Raw genomic sequence first — 16,869 nt, 5'->3', positions numbered from 1 at the left:
GGCGAGTTAGCGAGAAGAGGTCGGTTTCGTAACGTCCCACTGCATCAGATCTTCCAGGATTCTCAGCCGTTGCTCTGCACACTGGCGGGCCAGCCAGGACACTCCTTTTGTCGCTGAAAAGTACTGCTGATAAAACTGACGTGCGGTAGACCTCTTCATAATTTACCTCCTCACTTCATCAGGAAGCATTATTGGCTTAATATAGGGATTAATAAATTGCTGATTTTTTGTCAGGAGTTCCCCTTTTATGCCATCCGGTCGACTGCAACAACAATTCATTCGCCTGTGGCAGTGCTGCGAGGGTCAATCGCAGGAGACCACGCTTAACGAGCTGGCAGAACTCCTCAACTGCTCTCGCCGCCATATGCGCACGTTACTCAACACTATGCAGCAGCAGGGCTGGCTAAGCTGGGAGGCCGAGGCCGGACGCGGCAAGCGCTCACGCTTGACCTTCCTTTATACCGGCCTGGCGCTGCAGCAGCAGCGGGCGGAGGATCTGCTGGAGCAGGACCGTATCGATCAGCTGGTGCAGCTGGTGGGCGACAAGGCCGCCGTGCGCCAGATGCTGGTCTCACACCTGGGACGCAGCTTTCGTCAGGGACGCCACATTCTGCGGGTGCTTTACTATCGTCCGATGAAAAACCTGTTGCCCGGCACGGCATTGCGACGTTCTGAAACCCACATGGCCCGGCAGATATTCAGCGGTCTGACGAAAATAAATGAGGAAAACGGGGAACTGGAAGCGGATATCGCGCACCACTGGCAGCAGCTTTCCCCCCTGCACTGGCGTTTCTTTTTACGCCCGGGCATTCACTTCCACCATGGCCGCGAGCTGGAGATGCGTGACGTTATCGCCTCTTTAGAGCGCGCCCGCACGCTGCCGCTCTATTCGCATATCACGCGGATCCACTCCCCAACGGCCTGGACGCTGGATATTGAGCTGTCCCAGCCAGACAACTGGCTGCCGTGGCTTCTGGGCTACGTGCCCTCGATGATCCTGCCTGCCGAGTGGCGATCCCTGAACAATTTTTCCAGCCAGCCGATCGGTACAGGCCCCTACTCCGTTACGCGCAATAACAGCAATCAGCTGAAGATCCGCGCCTTTGATGACTATTTTGGCTATCGGGCGCTGATCGACGAAGTGAACGTCTGGGTGTTACCGGATCTCAACGAAGAGCTGAGCGCAGGCCTCACCCTGGAGGGGCCCACAACCAGCGAAAAGGCGTTCGAGAGTCGCCTGGAGGAGGGCTGCTACTATCTTCTTTTTGACAGCCGCAGCCATCGCGGGGCGAATCACGACGTCCGCAAGTGGATCAGCCATATTCTGGCCCCGGCTAACCTGATTTATCACGCTGAAGAACAATACCAGACCTGGTGGTTTCCGGCCTATGGCCTGCTTCCGCGCTGGCACCATGCACAGCCGGTGCGCAGTGAAAAACCCGCCGGGCTGGAGACCATCACCCTCAGCTACTATCGCGATCACATTGAGCACCGGTTTATCGCGAGGATCATGAGCAAGCTGCTCGCGGCCGAAGGCGTGACGCTGGCGATACAGGAAGTCGATTATGATGAATGGCACCGCGGGGATGTCGTCAGCGATATCTGGCTCAACAGCGCGAACTTCACGCTGCCGCTGGATTTCTCGCTCTTTTCACACCTGTATGAAGTGCCTCTCATTCAGCACTGCATCAGCCGGGACTGGCAGCAGGACGCCGCAAGGTGGCGGGCAGGAGAGATGGATCTGGCCGCGTGGTGCCAGGAGCTGCTGGCCGGGCAGACGATCGTACCGTTGATCCACCACTGGCTGCTGATCCAGGGACAGCGCAGCATGCGCGGCCTGCGGATGAATACCCTGGGCTGGTTTGATTTTAAATCCGCCTGGTTTGCGCCGCCGGAGCCATAACGCTTTCGTAATATTCACCAAATCATTACAATAGCGCCGTTCTCAACGGGGTGCTGCATCACAGATGTGCGCTGAGATAATACCCGTCGAACCTGATCCGGATAACGCCGGCGAAGGGATTTGAGGCTGTTTCTCAAAATCCTTTGCCACTCAACCCTGAGGTGCAAAGTGTTAAAAAACGTTCTTCCTCTGCTGGCGCTGGTTGCGCTGCCTGTTTTTGCTAAGCCTGTTCTGACGGTCTATACCTACGACTCCTTCTCCGCCGACTGGGGCCCCGGCCCGGTGGTTAAAAAAGCCTTTGAAGCCGACTGCAACTGCAAGCTGAAGTTCGTGGCGCTGGAAGATGGCGTGTCGCTGCTTAACCGCCTGCGCATGGAAGGGAAAAACAGCAAGGCCGACGTGGTGCTCGGGCTGGATAACAACCTGCTGGAAGCCGCCACGCAAACCAGACTGTTTGCCAAAAGCGGCGTAGCGGCAGATGCCGTCAACGTGCCGGGCGGCTGGAAAAACGACACCTTCGTTCCCTTCGATTACGGCTACTTTGCGTTCGTCTACGATAAAAACAAGCTGAAGAACCCGCCGAAGAGCCTGAAAGAGCTGGTCGAAAGCGATCAGAAGTGGCGCGTGATTTATGAAGATCCACGCACCAGCACGCCGGGTCTGGGCCTGCTGCTGTGGATGCAGAAAGTCTACGGCGACAAAACGCCGGAGGCGTGGCAGAAGCTGGCTGCGAAAACCGTTACGGTCACTAAAGGCTGGAGCGAAGCCTACGGCCTGTTCCTGAAAGGCGAAAGCGATCTGGTGCTGAGCTACACCACCTCTCCGGCCTATCATATTATTGCCGAGAAGAAAGACAACTACGCGGCTGCGAATTTCGCTGAAGGTCACTACCTGCAGGTTGAAGTGGCTGCCCGCACCGCCGCCAGCAAACAGCCGGAACTGGCCGAGAAGTTCCTGAAATTTATGGTCTCCCCGGCATTCCAGAACGCCATTCCGACGGGCAACTGGATGTACCCGGTTACCGACGCGGCGCTGCCGGCAGGCTTTGAGCAGCTGAACAAACCGCAGACCGCGCTGGAATTTACGCCGCAGCAGGTTGCCGCGCAGCGCGCCGCATGGATAAGCGAATGGCAACGCGCCGTCAGCCGCTGATCCCCGGCTGGTTAGTTCCCGGACTGATTGCCGCCATACTGATGGTGGTCGTCAGTCTGGGAGCGTTTCTGGCGCTGTGGTTTAACGCGCCAGAGAGCGATCTGCTCGCGCTCTGGCACGATAGCTATCTCTGGCACGTTATCCGTTTCTCCTTCTGGCAGGCGTTTCTTTCCGCGCTGCTGTCAGTCATCCCGGCCATTTTCCTTGCGCGCGCCCTCTATCGCAGACGTTTCCCCGGCAGGCTGGCACTGCTGCGCCTGTGCGCTATGACGCTGATCCTGCCCGTGCTGGTGGCGGTGTTCGGGATTCTGAGCGTATACGGTCGCCAGGGCTGGCTGGCCTCGCTCTTCGCGTCTTTAGGCCTGGAATGGACCTTCTCTCCCTACGGGCTGAAGGGCATCCTGCTGGCACACATTTTCTTCAATATGCCGATGGCGACGCGCCTCTTTTTGCAGGCGCTGGAGAACATACCCGGCGAACAGCGCCAGATTGCCGCCCAGCTTGGCATGCGCGGATGGTCATTCTTCCGCTTTGTCGAATGGCCGTGGCTGCGACGCCAGATTGCCCCGGTGGCCGCGCTGATCTTTATGCTCTGTTTCGCCAGCTTTGCGACCGTGCTTTCTCTCGGCGGCGGCCCGCAGGCCACCACCATTGAGCTGGCGATCTATCAGGCATTAAGTTACGACTACGATCCGGGGCGCGCCGCGTTGCTGGCGATCGTACAGATGGTGTGCTGCCTGGCGCTGGTGTTACTCAGCCAGCGGCTGAGCAAAGCGATCCCCGCAGGAAGCAATAATCTTTCTGGCTGGCGCGATCCGCAGGACAGCCTGCACAGCCGCATCTCGGACGTGATGCTGATTGCGCTGGCGCTCCTGCTTCTGCTGCCGCCGCTGCTGGCCGTGATCGCCGATGGCCTCAACAGGAATGTGGTATCGGTACTTCAACAGCCGGTCCTGTGGCAAGCCACATGGACCTCATTGCGTATCGCGCTGGCAGCCGGGCTAATCTGCGTGGCGCTGACCATGATGCTGCTCTGGAGCAGCCGCGAGCTGTACGCGCGACATGCCCGTAAAGCCGGACACGCGCTGGAACTGACGGGCATGCTGATCCTGGCGATGCCGGGCATTGTGCTGGCGACCGGCTTCTTTTTAATGTTTAACAGCACCATCGGCCTGCCGGAAAGCGCCGACGGCATCGTCATTTTTACCAACGCCTTAATGGCCATACCGTACGCGCTGAAGGTGCTGGAAAACCCGATGCGGGATGTTAACAGCCGGTACAGCGCCCTGTGCCAGTCCCTTGGCATTATGGGCTGGCGGCGGCTGAAAGTGGTCGAACTACGCGCCCTGAAGCGGCCGCTCGCCCAGGCGATGGCCTTCGCCTGCGTGCTGTCGATTGGGGATTTTGGCGTGGTGGCCCTCTTTGGCAACGAGGATTTCCGCACGCTGCCGTTCTGGCTTTATCAGCAAATTGGCTCCTATCGCAGCCAGGACGGCGCGGTCACGGCACTTTTACTGCTGGTGCTGTGCTTTGCGTTATTTACCGTTATCGAAAAACTCCCGGGGCGTGATGTTAAAACTGACTGATGTAACCTGGCTTTACCAGCATCTGCCGATGCGTTTTACCCTCTCTGTTCGTCAGGGAGAGCGAATTGCGGTGCTTGGCCCAAGCGGGGCCGGTAAAAGTACCCTGCTCAATTTGATTGCCGGTTTTTTGCAGCCTGTCAGCGGGTCGATAGTCATTGATAATGGCGAGTATACCTACGCTCCGCCGGCTAAGCGCCCGGTGTCGATGCTGTTTCAGGAAAACAATCTGTTTAATCACCTTACGGTGTGGCAGAACATCGCGCTGGGAATCGATCCGGGGTTAAAACTCAATGCTGCGCAGCGTCAGAAGCTGGAGGCGATTGCCGAACAAATGGGCCTGTCCGCGTTGATTTCAAGACTGCCCGGTGAGCTTTCCGGCGGCCAGCGTCAGCGCGTGGCGCTGGCACGTTGTCTGGTGCGCGAGCAGCCGCTGCTGCTGCTCGACGAACCCTTCTCGGCACTCGACCCGGCCCTGCGCCAGGAGATGCTCTCGCTGGTGGAAGAGGTTTGCCAGCGCCAGCAGATCACAATGCTGATGGTTTCGCACAGCATTGAAGATGCCGCACGCATTGCGCCGCGATCGGTAGTGATCGCGGAGGGACGGATTTTGTGGGATGGAGAAACAGAAGAACTTCTGAGTGGTAACGCGGGGGCGTCTTCATTGTTAGGCATTCGTGCGGTCTGACGCCCTCACCCTGGCCCTCTCCCACGGGGAGAGGGAAAACACCTTAACGGCTCACCACCTTCAGCAGGATTTCGCCGTACACCGGCATCAGCGGATGACGAATCAGCGCGACCAGCGCTACCACCGCCACGCCCAGCGTCAGCGGGGCCAGCCAGAGCAGGCGCGTGCGCGGGAGATAGTGCGTCAGGCGATCGACACTGGCTTTCGCGCTGCGCCATAGCCGCCAGCAGAGCCAGGCCGCCAGCCACAGCAGTACCGCCGTTCCCAGCAGCAGCCACTTGAACTCACCGCTTTGCATACCGTCAGGGATATCAATGGCCGCACCCGCGAGGATCCCCGGCAGGAAGTAAAACGGCGGCCAGAATACGCAGCCGATAATGTTCGGCACCACGAATTTTGCGACGGGCAGATCCAGCATCCCCGCCACCATCGGCACCAGCGGACGCGTTGGCCCGACAAAGCGGCCTACCAGAATGGTGAACATGCTGTGCTGGTGCAGCGCATGTTCGGTTTTATCCAGCAGCGCTTTGTTCTTTTTCATGAACGACCAGCGGTGCAGCGGCTTCTTAAAGCGCCAGCCCAGCCAGAAGGAGATCCAGTCCCCCAGCAGGCAGCCGATAATCCCGGCCAGCCACGCCTGCCAGAAATTGACCTCACCGCTGCCAATAAGCGCCCCAAGCCCCGCCATCATCACGGTGCCGGGCAGGATCAGCCCAACCAGCGCCAGCGATTCCAGAAACGCCACCAGCGCCACAGCGATGAGCGAGTACATAACGGACTGGGTAATAAAGTGTTCCAGCAATGCCTGCATAACTATTCCGGTCAGAAAACGAATCAGCGATTCTGCTTAGCGCCCCGCACCGCGTCAAGGCATCAATTGTCTGAATAGTTTACAGGATGCTCCTGAAGTTCACCTGAATGTTTACCGTTTATTCACATCCCGCGCGGAATTCACTGGGACTGGCGCCTGTGCACTTCTTAAACACGCGAGAGAAATAGAGCTGATCTTCAAAGCCCACGTTGCGTCCGACGGTCGCGATAGGCATCCGGGTGGTGCTCAGCAACAGCTTTGCCTGGCTGATGCGCTGATCCTCACGCCAGCTCAGCACGCTCACGCCAAGCTGCTGGCGGAACAGGTGTGACAGGCGGGACGGCGAAAGACAGACGTGCTGGGCAACGCTGGCGATATCAAACTGGCTGTCGGCCAGATGGTCGCTGATGTACTGGCAGGCGTCGCGGACGCGGTTATCCAGCGGCGGGTTAAGCGACTCGTTGATCGCCTCCATGCGGCGCAGCAGCACCTGCTCAAGCAGGTTGATCGCCAGCAGTTCGGCATAGCGCCCGCCCGCCTGCCCCGCCTCAATAATTTGTGCGAACAGTTCACGAAACTGCGCCAGATGCGCCTCATCCGGACGATAAAAACCGGTTTGCGCGAAAATAGCCGGCCATGAGAGCCACTCCTGCCAGTAGGCGCGCGGGCGGAAATAGACCCACTGGTGATACCACTCTTTGGCGTCCGGGTGACGCCCGTAGTGGTGGATCTCCCCCGGCGGGAACAGCAGCATATCGCCCGGGCGGCAAACAAACTGCCGATCGCCGTTTTTGATCACCCCTTCCCCGCGTACGGTCAGGTTCAGAATATACCCTTTCATGCCGAGCGGCCGGTCGACGTAAAAATCGAGATACCCCTCGGCCTCAATTGGCGTCAGCCCCGCCACCAGATGGGCGTTAAATGAGTATCCCGGCAGCAGGGGATCGTTTTGCGGTTCGGCCATAGATTCAGTTCTCCCAAGGGTCCTGAAGGAAACCATTTGTCCATATCGTTAAAAGCAGTATAAAAATGGCCTGCGAAAAGATCCAAAAAGCATCACGCCTCTTTTACGTCCGCCATGTTTCAGCCTTTTCCCCTGATTTTTCTGCCGACACGGGCAGAGAAGCAGTAACAAAAGTGTCTATAAGTGCGGCAGAAATGTCCACATTGAATATTTGCACGGCGTCACACTTTCCGTCGTAACAGCAATTTAGTCCATAAGATTAGCGGATCCTGCCTGACGATTTTTGTCCCCAGTCTCTAATGTTCTTCCATACCTGTTTCGGATGGAGCAACACCATGGCAATTGCAATTGGCCTCGATTTTGGCAGCGACTCGGTTCGCGCGCTGGCAGTGGACTGTACGACTGGCCAGGAGATAGCAACCAGCGTTGAGTGGTATCCGCGCTGGCAAGAGGGGCGCTACTGCGACGCGCCAAACAACCAGTTCCGTCACCACCCGCGCGATTACATTGAATCGATGGAAGCGGCGATCAAAACCGTGCTGGCTGAACTGACTGACGCCCAGCGGGCCGACGTCGTGGGGATTGGCGTCGACAGCACCGGTTCAACGCCAGCCCCGGTGGACGCTGAAGGCCGCGTGCTGGCGCTGCGCCCGGAGTTTGCCGACAACCCGAACGCCATGTTCGTGCTGTGGAAAGACCATACCGCCGTGGAAGAGGCGGAAGCCATCACCCGCTTATGCCATCAGCCGGGCAAAACCGACTACTCGCGCTACATCGGCGGCATCTACTCCAGCGAATGGTTCTGGGCCAAAATCCTGCACGTTACCCGCGCGGACGCTTCGGTCGCCCAGGCCGCGGCATCATGGATTGAGCTGTGCGACTGGGTTCCCGCCCTGCTCTCCGGCACCACTCGCCCGCAGGATATCCGCCGCGGCCGCTGCAGCGCCGGGCATAAATCCCTGTGGCATGAAGGCTGGGGCGGTCTTCCTCCGGCAGCGTTCTTCGATGAACTTGACCCGATCATCAACAAAAATCTGAAATACCCGCTCTTTACCGACACCTTCACCGCCGATATTCCGGTCGGCACGCTCTGCGAAGAGTGGGCGACGCGTCTCGGCCTGCCGCAAAGCGTGACCATTTCCGGCGGCGCGTTCGACTGCCACATGGGTGCCGTGGGTGCGGGTGCGCAGCCTAACACGCTGGTGAAAGTGATTGGCACCTCCACCTGCGACATTCTGACGGCAGATAAAGCCAGCGTCGGCGACCGCGCGGTGAAAGGGATCTGCGGCCAGGTTGACGGCAGCGTGGTGCCAGATTTTATCGGCCTCGAAGCCGGTCAGTCCGCGTTTGGCGATATCTACGCCTGGTTTGGCCGGGTGCTCGGCTGGCCGCTGGATCAGCTGGCTGCCGCGCATCCTGAGCTGAAAACACAGATTACCGCGAGCAAAAAACAGCTCCTGCCGCAGCTCACCGAAGCCTGGGCAAAAAATCCGACCCTCGACCACCTGCCGGTGGTGCTGGACTGGTTTAACGGTCGCCGCACGCCGTTTGCCAACCAGCGCCTGAAGGGGGTGATTACCGATCTCAACCTGGCGACCGATGCCCCGGCGCTGTTCGGCGGTCTGATTGCCGCCACCGCGTTCGGCGCGCGCGCCATTATGGAGTGCTTCACCGAACAGGGCATCGACGTGAACAACGTGATGGCGCTGGGGGGTATCGCCCGTAAAAATCCGGTGATTATGCAGGCCTGCTGCGACGTCCTGAACCGTCCGCTGCAGATTGTGGCCTCCGATCAGTGCTGTGCGCTGGGCGCCGCGATTTTCGCTGCCGTGGCCGCAGGCGTTCATGCGGATATCCCGACGGCGCAGCAGCACATGGCAAGCGCCGTCGAAAACACGCTCCAGCCGCGTGTCCAGCAGGCACAACGCTTTGAACAGCTTTATCAGCGCTACCAGCAATGGGCAAAAAGCGCCGAGCTTCACTATCTCCCTGTCGCCGCCCCGGCCAAAAGCACCGCGGACACTACGGCAACCCTGACCCATTAAGGACACGATGATGACCATTTTTAATAATTATGAAGTGTGGTTTGTGATTGGCAGCCAGCATCTGTACGGACCGGAAGCGCTGCAGCAGGTAACGAAACATGCGGAGCACGTGGTTAACGCGCTGAACGCGGAAGCCAAACTGCCGTGCAAACTGGTGCTGAAGCCGCTGGGTACAACGCGGGACGAAATCACCAATATCTGCCGTGACGCCAACTACGACGACAAATGCGCCGGCCTGGTTGTGTGGCTGCACACCTTCTCACCGGCCAAAATGTGGATCAACGGCCTGGCAATCCTCAACAAACCGCTGCTGCAGTTCCACACTCAGTTCAATGCCTCCCTGCCGTGGGACAGCATCGACATGGACTTCATGAACCTGAACCAGACCGCGCACGGCGGCCGCGAGTTCGGCTTCATCGGCGCGCGCATGCGCCAGCAGCACGCTGTGGTCACCGGCCACTGGCAGGACGGCAAGGCACAACAGCGTATCGGCTCCTGGATGCGTCAGGCGGTCTCTAAGCAGGATACCCGTCACCTGAAAGTGGTGCGTTTCGGCGACAACATGCGTGAAGTGGCGGTGACCGACGGTGACAAAGTGGCCGCGCAGATCAAGTTCGGCTTCTCCGTGAATACCTGGGCGGTGGGCGACCTGGTGCAGGTGGTGAATGAAATCAGCGACGGCGACGTGAGCGCGCTGGTGGACGAGTACGAAAGCAGCTACCGCCTGACGCCTGCGGCACAAATCAACGGCGACAAGCGCCAGAACGTGCTGGATGCCGCACGCATTGAGCTGGGCATGAAGCGTTTTCTGGAACAGGGCGGCTTCCATGCTTTTACTACCACTTTCGAAGACCTCCACGGCCTGAAACAGCTGCCGGGTCTGGCAGTACAACGTCTGATGCAGCAGGGCTACGGCTTTGCGGGTGAAGGCGACTGGAAAACTGCCGCTCTGCTTCGCATCATGAAGGTGATGTCGACCGGTCTGCAGGGCGGCACCTCCTTTATGGAGGACTACACCTACCACTTCGAGAACGGCAACGATCTGGTGCTCGGTTCGCACATGCTGGAAGTGTGTCCCTCCATCGCGGTTGAAGAGAAACCGATCCTTGACGTGCAGTACCTCGGCATCGGCGGCAAAGCGGATCCGGCCCGTCTGATCTTCAACACCCGTACCGGTCCGGCCATCAACGCCAGCCTGATCGACCTCGGCGACCGCTTCCGCCTGCTGGTGAACTGTGTCGATGCGGTTGAAACTCCGCACTCTCTGCCGAAGCTGCCGGTCGCCAATGCCCTGTGGAAAGCGCAGCCGGACCTGCCAACCGCGTCAGAGGCTTGGATCCTGGCGGGTGGCGCGCACCACACCGTCTTCAGCCACGCGCTGGACCTGAACGATATGCGCCAGTTTGCCGAGCTGCACGATATCGAGCTGACCGTGATTGATAACGACACCCGTCTGCCAGCCTTTAAAGACGCGCTGCGCTGGAACGAAGTCTATTACGGTTCAAAACGCTAAGTACGTAATGCCCGGTGGCGCTGCGCTCGCCGGGCAGGGAGACAACGATGTTAGAAGATCTCAAACGTCAGGTACTTGAAGCCAACCTGGCGCTGCCAAAACATAACCTGGTGACCCTGACCTGGGGCAACGTTAGCGCCGTTGACCGGGAAAAAGGGGTATTCGTGATCAAGCCTTCGGGCGTGGATTACACGGTGATGACCGCAGAGGATATGGTCGTGGTCAGCATCGAAACGGGTGAAGTGGTGGAAGGTAACAAAAAACCGTCGTCCGATACGCCCACCCACCGTCTGCTGTACCAGTCCTTCCCGACTATCGGCGGCATCGTGCATACCCATTCGCGTCACGCGACCATCTGGGCGCAGGCGGGCCAGCCCATTCCGGCCACCGGCACCACCCACGCGGACTACTTTTACGGCACCATTCCCTGTACGCGTCTGATGACCGATGCGGAGATTAACGGCGAGTACGAATGGGAAACCGGGAACGTGATCGTCGAAACCTTTGAAAAACAGGGGATCGACGCGGCGCAAATGCCCGGCGTACTGGTGCATTCCCACGGCCCGTTTGCCTGGGGTAAAAACGCGCAAGACGCAGTGCATAACGCAATAGTGCTGGAGGAAATCGCCTACATGGGGATCTTCTGCCGCCAGTTGGCACCGCAGTTGCCGGATATGCAGCAAACCCTGCTGGATAAACACTACCTGCGCAAGCACGGCGCGAAGGCCTATTACGGACAATAAACTGTATATATCCCCAGCATAAAACATTCAACCAGGCTATAATCAGGCCTGGTTTTGTTTTGTGGGATAGCGGCGTGGCACAGGCGCAAGAAGGCTTTTTACTGACCCGACACTGGCGGGATACCCCTCAGGGCACCGAGGTTGCGTTCTGGCTGGCGACAGATAACGGCCCGCTGCACGTTACGCTTCCTCCTCAGGAATCCGTGGCGTTTATCCCTGAACATTACGTCGAGAAGGTAAAACAACTGCTGCGCGATGAGAACGGCTGGCGCCTCACTCCTCTTGAGCTAAAAGATTTCCATCGTCAGCCGGTGTATGGCCTTTACTGCCGCGCCCATCGCCAGCTGATGCGCTACGAAAAACTGCTGCGCGAAGCGGGCGTGACGCTCTACGAAGCGGACATTCGTCCGCCGGAACGCTTTCTGATGGAGCGGTTTATTACCGCCCCCGTCTGGGTTGACGGCGCTGAGCAAAACGGCACCCTTATCAACGCTCGCCTGAAGCCTAATCCGCATTATCGCCCCCCGCTAAAGTGGGTTTCCCTGGATATCGAAACCACCCGCCACGGCGAACTGTACTGCATCGGCCTGGAAGGCTGCGGGCAGCGGGTTGTCTATATGCTCGGACCGCCGAACGGCGATGCGTCCGCGCTCGATTTTCAGCTTGAGTACGTCAACAGCCGACCGCAGCTGCTGGAGAAGCTTAACCAGTGGTTTGCCGAGCACGACCCGGACGTGCTGATCGGCTGGAACGTGGTGCAGTTTGACCTGCGCGTGCTGCAAAAACACGCAGAGCGGTATCGCATTCCACTGATGCTCGGGCGCGGAAATACGGAGCTGGAGTGGCGCGAGCACGGCTTTAAGAACGGCGTGTTCTTTGCGCAGGCCAATGGCCGCCTGATTATCGACGGCATCGAGGCGCTGAAATCCGCGTTCTGGAATTTCTCCTCCTTCTCTCTGGAAGCGGTAGCGCAGGAATTGCTCGGTGAAGGCAAATCCATCGACAATCCGTGGGACCGCATGGACGAGATTGACCGGCGCTTCAACGAAGACAAACCGGCGCTCGCCACCTATAACCTGAAAGACTGCGAGCTGGTGACGCAAATATTCCACAAAACCGAGATCATGCCGTTCCTGCTGGAGCGCGCGACGGTAAATGGCCTCGCGGCTGACAGGCACGGCGGCTCGGTAGCCGCCTTTAGCCACCTCTATTTCCCACGAATGCACCGTGCGGGCTATGTTGCGCCCAACCTCGGCGACGTGCCGCCGCAAGCCAGCCCCGGCGGCTACGTGATGGACTCCCGCCCAGGACTGTATGATTCGGTTCTGGTGCTGGACTACAAAAGCCTCTACCCGTCAATTATCCGCACTTTCCTTATTGACCCGGTGGGGCTGGTGGAGGGGATGGCGCAGCCAGACGACGCGCACAGCACCGAAGGTTTTCTCGGAGCACGCTTCTCGCGCGAAAAACACTGTCTGCCGGAGATTGTGGGGAACATCTGGCACGGCCGCGACGAGGCGAAACGTCATGGCAACAAGCCGCTCTCGCAGGCCCTGAAAATTATTATGAACGCTTTCTACGGCGTGCTGGGTACCAGCGCCTGCCGCTTCTTCGATCCGCGTCTGGCGTCGTCCATCACCATGCGCGGACACGACATCATGCGTCAGACCAAAGCGCTGATTGAATCCCGGGGCTATGACGTTATCTACGGCGACACGGATTCAACCTTTGTGTGGCTTAAGGGCGCACATTCAGAAGACGACGCCTCACGAATCGGCAAAGAGCTGGTGGCCTTCGTAAACGACTGGTGGCAGGAACATTTGCAAAAAGAGCGGTTAACCAGCGCATTAGAACTGGAATTTGAAACCCACTTTGCCCGCTTTTTAATGCCCACCATCCGCGGTACTGACCAGGGCAGCAAGAAGCGCTACGCCGGACTGATCCAGGAGGGTGAAAAGCAGAGAATGGTGTTTAAGGGTCTGGAGACGGTGCGCACTGACTGGACGCCGCTGGCCCAGCAGTTCCAGCAGACGCTCTATCTGCGGGTGTTTCGCAATGAGCCGTATCAGGACTACGTGCGCGAAACGATCGCCAGCCTGATGGCCGGCGAGCTGGATGACCAGCTGGTGTATAGCAAGCGCCTGCGCCGCCCGCTGGCGGAGTACCAGCGCAACGTCCCGCCCCACGTGCGCGCCGCGCGCCTGGCGGACGAAGAGAATGTACGCCGGGGACGCGCGCCGCAGTATCAGAACCGGGGGACGATAAAATACGTCTGGACAACGAACGGGCCGGAGCCCGTTGATTACCAGCAGTCGTCTCTCGATTACGATCACTACCTGACCCGCCAGCTTCAGCCGGTTGCGGAGGGAATTTTACCGTTCATCGACGACGATTTTGCTACACTTGTGACAGGGCAACTTGGCCTATTTTGACGCGTGACGAAATGGCTGCCATCCAGTACCATAGCGCCCTTTCCATTCCCGGACCCATTTTTCGATGACCGTCTTTTTTGACGGGGGTCGAACTATTGCCTGCAATTAAAGATTAGAGCCGAACAACTATGCCTTTTACACTTGGTCAACGCTGGATCAGCGATACAGAAAGCGAACTTGGATTAGGAACCGTCGTTGCCGTTGATGCGCGCATGGTTACCCTCCTCTTCCCTGCTACCGGTGAAAACCGCCTGTACGCCCGCAATGACTCCCCTGTGACCCGCGTAATGTTCAATCCGGGCGACACCGTGACCAGCCACGAAGGCTGGCAGCTAAAGGTTGAAGACGTAAAAGAAGAGAATGGACTGCTCGCCTACATCGGAACGCGTCTTGATACCGAAGAGACGAACGTCATCCTGCGTGAAGTACTGCTCGACAGCAAACTGGTTTTCAGCAAGCCGCAGGACCGCCTGTTTGCCGGGCAAATCGACCGTATGGATCGCTTCTCCCTGCGCTACCGCGCGCGTAAGTTCCAGAGCGAACAGTACCGCATGCCGTGGAGCGGCCTGCGCGGTCAGCGCACCAGCCTGATCCCCCACCAGCTGAATATCGCCCATGACGTGGGCCGTCGCCATGCGCCCCGCGTGCTGCTGGCTGACGAAGTGGGCCTGGGTAAAACCATCGAAGCGGGCATGATCCTGCACCAGCAGCTGCTCTCCGGCGCTGCCGAGCGCGTGCTGATTGTGGTGCCGGAAACGCTGCAACACCAGTGGCTGGTGGAGATGCTGCGCCGTTTTAACCTGCGCTTCTCCCTGTTCGACGACGAGCGCTATGCCGAAGCGCAGCACGACGCGGACAACCCGTTTGAAACCGAACAGCTGGTGATCTGCTCGCTGGATTTCGTGCGCCGCAGCAAGCAGCGTCTTGAGCATTTGTGCGATGCCGAATGGGACCTGATGGTCGTCGATGAAGCACACCACCTGGTGTGGAGCGAAGATGCCCCAAGCCGCGAATATATGGCGATTGAACAGCTTGCCGAGCGCGTGCCCGGCGTCCTGCTGCTGACCGCAACGCCGGAGCAGCTCGGTCTGGAAAGTCACTTCGCCCGTCTGCGCCTGCTCGATCCAAACCGTTTCCACGACTTCGCTCAGTTCGTGGAAGAGCAGAACAACTACCGTCCGGTTGCGGATGCCGTCGCGCTGCTGCTGGCGGGTAAACGTCTCTCAAACGACGAACTTAACACCTTGAGCGATCTAATTGGCGAGCAGGATATCGAGCCGCTGCTGCAGGCCGCGAACAGCGACAGCGAGAATGCGGGATCCGCGCGTAAAGAACTGATCGACATGCTGATGGACCGTCACGGCACCAGCCGCGTGCTGTTCCGCAACACCCGTAACGGCGTGAAAGGGTTCCCTAAACGCGAACTGCACACCATCAAGCTCCCGCTGCCGACGCAGTATCAGACGGCGATTAAAGTCTCCGGCATTATGGGCGCGCGCAAAACTCAGGAAGAGCGCGCGCGTGACATGCTCTACCCGGAGCAGATTTATCAGGAATTTGAAGGCGATACCGGCACCTGGTGGAACTTCGACCCGCGCGTGGAGTGGCTGATGGGCTACCTGACCGCGCACCGCTCCCAGAAAGTGCTGGTGATCTGCGCCAAAGCTGCCACCGCGCTGCAGCTGGAACAGGTTCTGCGCGAGCGCGAAGGCATTCGTGCCGCCGTGTTCCACGAAGGCATGTCCATCGTCGAGCGCGACCGCGCGGCGGCGTGGTTCAGTGAAGAGGACAGCGGCGCGCAGGTGATGCTGTGCTCCGAAATCGGTTCTGAAGGGCGTAACTTCCAGTTCGCCAGCAATCTGGTGATGTTCGATCTGCCGTTCAACCCGGATCTGCTGGAGCAGCGTATCGGCCGTCTGGATCGCATCGGCCAGGCGCATGATATTCAGATCCACGTGCCGTACCTGGAAAAAACCGCTCAGTCGGTACTGGTGCGCTGGTTCCACGAAGGTCTGGATGCGTTTGAGCATACCTGCCCAACGGGCCGCACCATTTATGACCAGGTGCATGGCGATCTGATCGGTTACCTCGCCGCGCCGGAAAATACCGACGGTTTTGACGATCTGATTAAATCCTGCCGCGAGAAACATGAAGCGCTGAAGGCGCAGCTTGAACAGGGGCGCGACCGCCTGCTGGAGATCCACTCCAACGGTGGCGAAAAAGCGCAGGCGCTTGCCGAGAGCATTGAAGAACAAGATGACGACACCAGCCTGATCGGCTTCTCCATGAACCTGTTCGACATTGTCGGGATTAACCAGGACGATCGTGGCGAGAACCTGATCGTGTTAACCCCGTCAGACCACATGCTGGTGCCCGATTTCCCGGGCCTGCCGGAAGATGGCTGTACCATCACCTTCGAGCGTGACGTGGCGCTGTCCCGTGAAGATGCTCAGTTCATCACCTGGGAACACCCGCTGATCCGCAACGGGCTGGATCTGATCCTCTCCGGTGATACCGGCAGCAGCACCATCTCCCTGTTGAAAAACAAGGCGCTGCCCGTAGGCACGCTGCTGCTGGAGCTGATCTATGTTGTGGAAGCGCAGGCGCCGAAACAGCTGCAGCTCAACCGCTTCCTGCCGCCAACGCCGGTGCGTTTGCTGCTGGATAAAAACGGTACGAACCTGGCCGGCCAGGTGGAGTTCGAAAGCTTCAACCGCCAGCTGAGCGCGGTGAACCGCCATACCGGCAGCAAGCTGGTGAACGCGGTGCAGCAGGACGTGCACGCCATTCTCCAGCAGGGCGAAATCCAGATCGAAAAAGCGGCCCGAGACCTGATTGACGCCGCGCGCAATGAAGCCGACGAGAAACTTTCTGCCGAGCTGTCCCGTCTGGAAGCGTTAAAAGCGGTCAACCCGAACATCCGCGACGACGAACTGGCGGCAATTGAAAGCAACCGTCAGCAGGTGCTGGAAAGTCTGAATCAGGCAGGCTGGCGTCTGGATGCCCTGCGTCTTATCGTTGTGACGCATCAGTAA

12 protein-coding genes and 1 riboswitch are annotated in these 16,869 nt (G+C 58.9%); of the genes, 9 read left to right on the top strand and 3 right to left on the bottom strand.

The genetic code is table 11. The features are described 5' to 3' along the window. Nucleotides 1–6: 6 nt before the first annotated feature. Nucleotides 7–159 (bottom strand): glucose uptake inhibitor SgrT, encoded by a 153-nt coding sequence (gene sgrT / locus IM303_RS12500; protein WP_045631150.1) that lies wholly within the window; start codon nucleotides 157–159, stop codon nucleotides 7–9. Nucleotides 160–247: 88 nt separating this feature from the next. Between sgrT and sgrR the strand changes: the two genes are divergently transcribed. The 4 genes from sgrR (at nucleotide 248) to thiQ (ending at nucleotide 5,326) form a co-directional block, all read left to right on the top strand. Then, nucleotides 248–1,903, top strand: coding sequence for an HTH-type transcriptional regulator SgrR (sgrR, locus tag IM303_RS12495; protein WP_048999043.1), 1,656 nt, complete (start codon nucleotides 248–250; stop codon nucleotides 1,901–1,903). Between the two features lie 36 nt (nucleotides 1,904–1,939). Then, a riboswitch (TPP riboswitch) is annotated at nucleotides 1,940–2,040 on the top strand. Nucleotides 2,041–2,071: 31 nt separating this feature from the next. Next, nucleotides 2,072–3,055 (top strand): thiamine ABC transporter substrate binding subunit, encoded by a 984-nt coding sequence (gene thiB, locus IM303_RS12490; protein WP_048999042.1) that lies wholly within the window; start codon nucleotides 2,072–2,074, stop codon nucleotides 3,053–3,055. Next, nucleotides 3,031–4,641 (top strand): thiamine/thiamine pyrophosphate ABC transporter permease ThiP, encoded by a 1,611-nt coding sequence (gene thiP / locus IM303_RS12485; protein ID WP_193359992.1) that lies wholly within the window; start codon nucleotides 3,031–3,033, stop codon nucleotides 4,639–4,641. Before thiB ends, thiP begins: the two co-directional genes overlap by 25 nt. Beyond that, nucleotides 4,625–5,326, top strand: coding sequence for a thiamine ABC transporter ATP-binding protein ThiQ (gene thiQ, locus IM303_RS12480; RefSeq protein ID WP_048957872.1), 702 nt, complete (start codon nucleotides 4,625–4,627; stop codon nucleotides 5,324–5,326). Before thiP ends, thiQ begins: the two co-directional genes overlap by 17 nt. Before the next feature lie 43 nt (nucleotides 5,327–5,369). Here the strand turns inward: thiQ and IM303_RS12475 are convergent, their stop codons facing one another. Both IM303_RS12475 and araC read right to left on the bottom strand, forming a co-directional pair. Then, entirely contained in the window at nucleotides 5,370–6,137 is a 768-nt protein-coding gene (locus tag IM303_RS12475) for a DedA family protein (RefSeq protein WP_028015491.1), read from the bottom strand. 118 nt (nucleotides 6,138–6,255) lie between these two features. Continuing rightward, the gene (araC, locus tag IM303_RS12470; RefSeq protein ID WP_028015490.1) at nucleotides 6,256–7,101 is read right to left on the bottom strand and encodes an arabinose operon transcriptional regulator AraC; all 846 of its coding nucleotides are present in this window, start codon (nucleotides 7,099–7,101) and stop codon (nucleotides 6,256–6,258) included. 335 nt (nucleotides 7,102–7,436) lie between these two features. Between araC and araB the strand changes: the two genes are divergently transcribed. From araB to rapA, 5 genes are all read left to right on the top strand, one after another. Further along, nucleotides 7,437–9,146, top strand: a complete 1,710-nt coding sequence (gene araB, locus IM303_RS12465) for a ribulokinase (protein WP_048999039.1) — start codon at nucleotides 7,437–7,439, stop codon at nucleotides 9,144–9,146. A gap of 10 nt (nucleotides 9,147–9,156) precedes the next feature. Then, the gene (gene araA / locus IM303_RS12460; RefSeq protein ID WP_193360007.1) at nucleotides 9,157–10,659 is read left to right on the top strand and encodes an L-arabinose isomerase; all 1,503 of its coding nucleotides are present in this window, start codon (nucleotides 9,157–9,159) and stop codon (nucleotides 10,657–10,659) included. 47 nt (nucleotides 10,660–10,706) lie between these two features. Then, nucleotides 10,707–11,402 (top strand): L-ribulose-5-phosphate 4-epimerase, encoded by a 696-nt coding sequence (gene araD / locus IM303_RS12455; protein WP_048999037.1) that lies wholly within the window; start codon nucleotides 10,707–10,709, stop codon nucleotides 11,400–11,402. A gap of 74 nt (nucleotides 11,403–11,476) precedes the next feature. Then, on the top strand, nucleotides 11,477–13,834 hold the full coding sequence (gene polB, locus IM303_RS12450; protein ID WP_193359991.1) for a DNA polymerase II: 2,358 nt from the start codon (nucleotides 11,477–11,479) through the stop codon (nucleotides 13,832–13,834). A gap of 128 nt (nucleotides 13,835–13,962) precedes the next feature. Continuing rightward, nucleotides 13,963–16,869 carry an RNA polymerase-associated protein RapA gene (gene rapA / locus IM303_RS12445; protein ID WP_028015485.1) on the top strand — a complete coding sequence of 969 codons (2,907 nt, stop codon included), beginning with the start codon at nucleotides 13,963–13,965 and terminating at the stop codon, nucleotides 16,867–16,869.

It is taken from the genome of Enterobacter cloacae complex sp. P38RS (assembly GCF_014930775.1).
GTDB lineage: Bacteria > Pseudomonadota > Gammaproteobacteria > Enterobacterales > Enterobacteriaceae > Enterobacter > Enterobacter bugandensis.
This window is presented reverse-complemented; position numbering and strand designations above follow the sequence as displayed.

What these genes read in the sequence shown, in the direction of transcription:
- sgrT (WP_045631150.1), bottom strand. Translation starts at nt 159, where the DNA reads ATGAAGAGGTCTACCGCACGTCAGTTTTATCAGCAGTACTTTTCAGCG.
- sgrR (WP_048999043.1), top strand. Translation starts at nt 248, where the DNA reads ATGCCATCCGGTCGACTGCAACAACAATTCATTCGCCTGTGGCAGTGC.
- thiP (WP_193359992.1), top strand. Translation starts at nt 3,031, where the DNA reads ATGGCAACGCGCCGTCAGCCGCTGATCCCCGGCTGGTTAGTTCCCGGA.
- thiQ (WP_048957872.1), top strand. Translation starts at nt 4,625, where the DNA reads ATGTTAAAACTGACTGATGTAACCTGGCTTTACCAGCATCTGCCGATG.
- IM303_RS12475 (WP_028015491.1), bottom strand. Translation starts at nt 6,137, where the DNA reads ATGCAGGCATTGCTGGAACACTTTATTACCCAGTCCGTTATGTACTCG.
- araC (WP_028015490.1), bottom strand. Translation starts at nt 7,101, where the DNA reads ATGGCCGAACCGCAAAACGATCCCCTGCTGCCGGGATACTCATTTAAC.
- araB (WP_048999039.1), top strand. Translation starts at nt 7,437, where the DNA reads ATGGCAATTGCAATTGGCCTCGATTTTGGCAGCGACTCGGTTCGCGCG.
- araA (WP_193360007.1), top strand. Translation starts at nt 9,157, where the DNA reads ATGACCATTTTTAATAATTATGAAGTGTGGTTTGTGATTGGCAGCCAG.
- araD (WP_048999037.1), top strand. Translation starts at nt 10,707, where the DNA reads ATGTTAGAAGATCTCAAACGTCAGGTACTTGAAGCCAACCTGGCGCTG.
- rapA (WP_028015485.1), top strand. Translation starts at nt 13,963, where the DNA reads ATGCCTTTTACACTTGGTCAACGCTGGATCAGCGATACAGAAAGCGAA.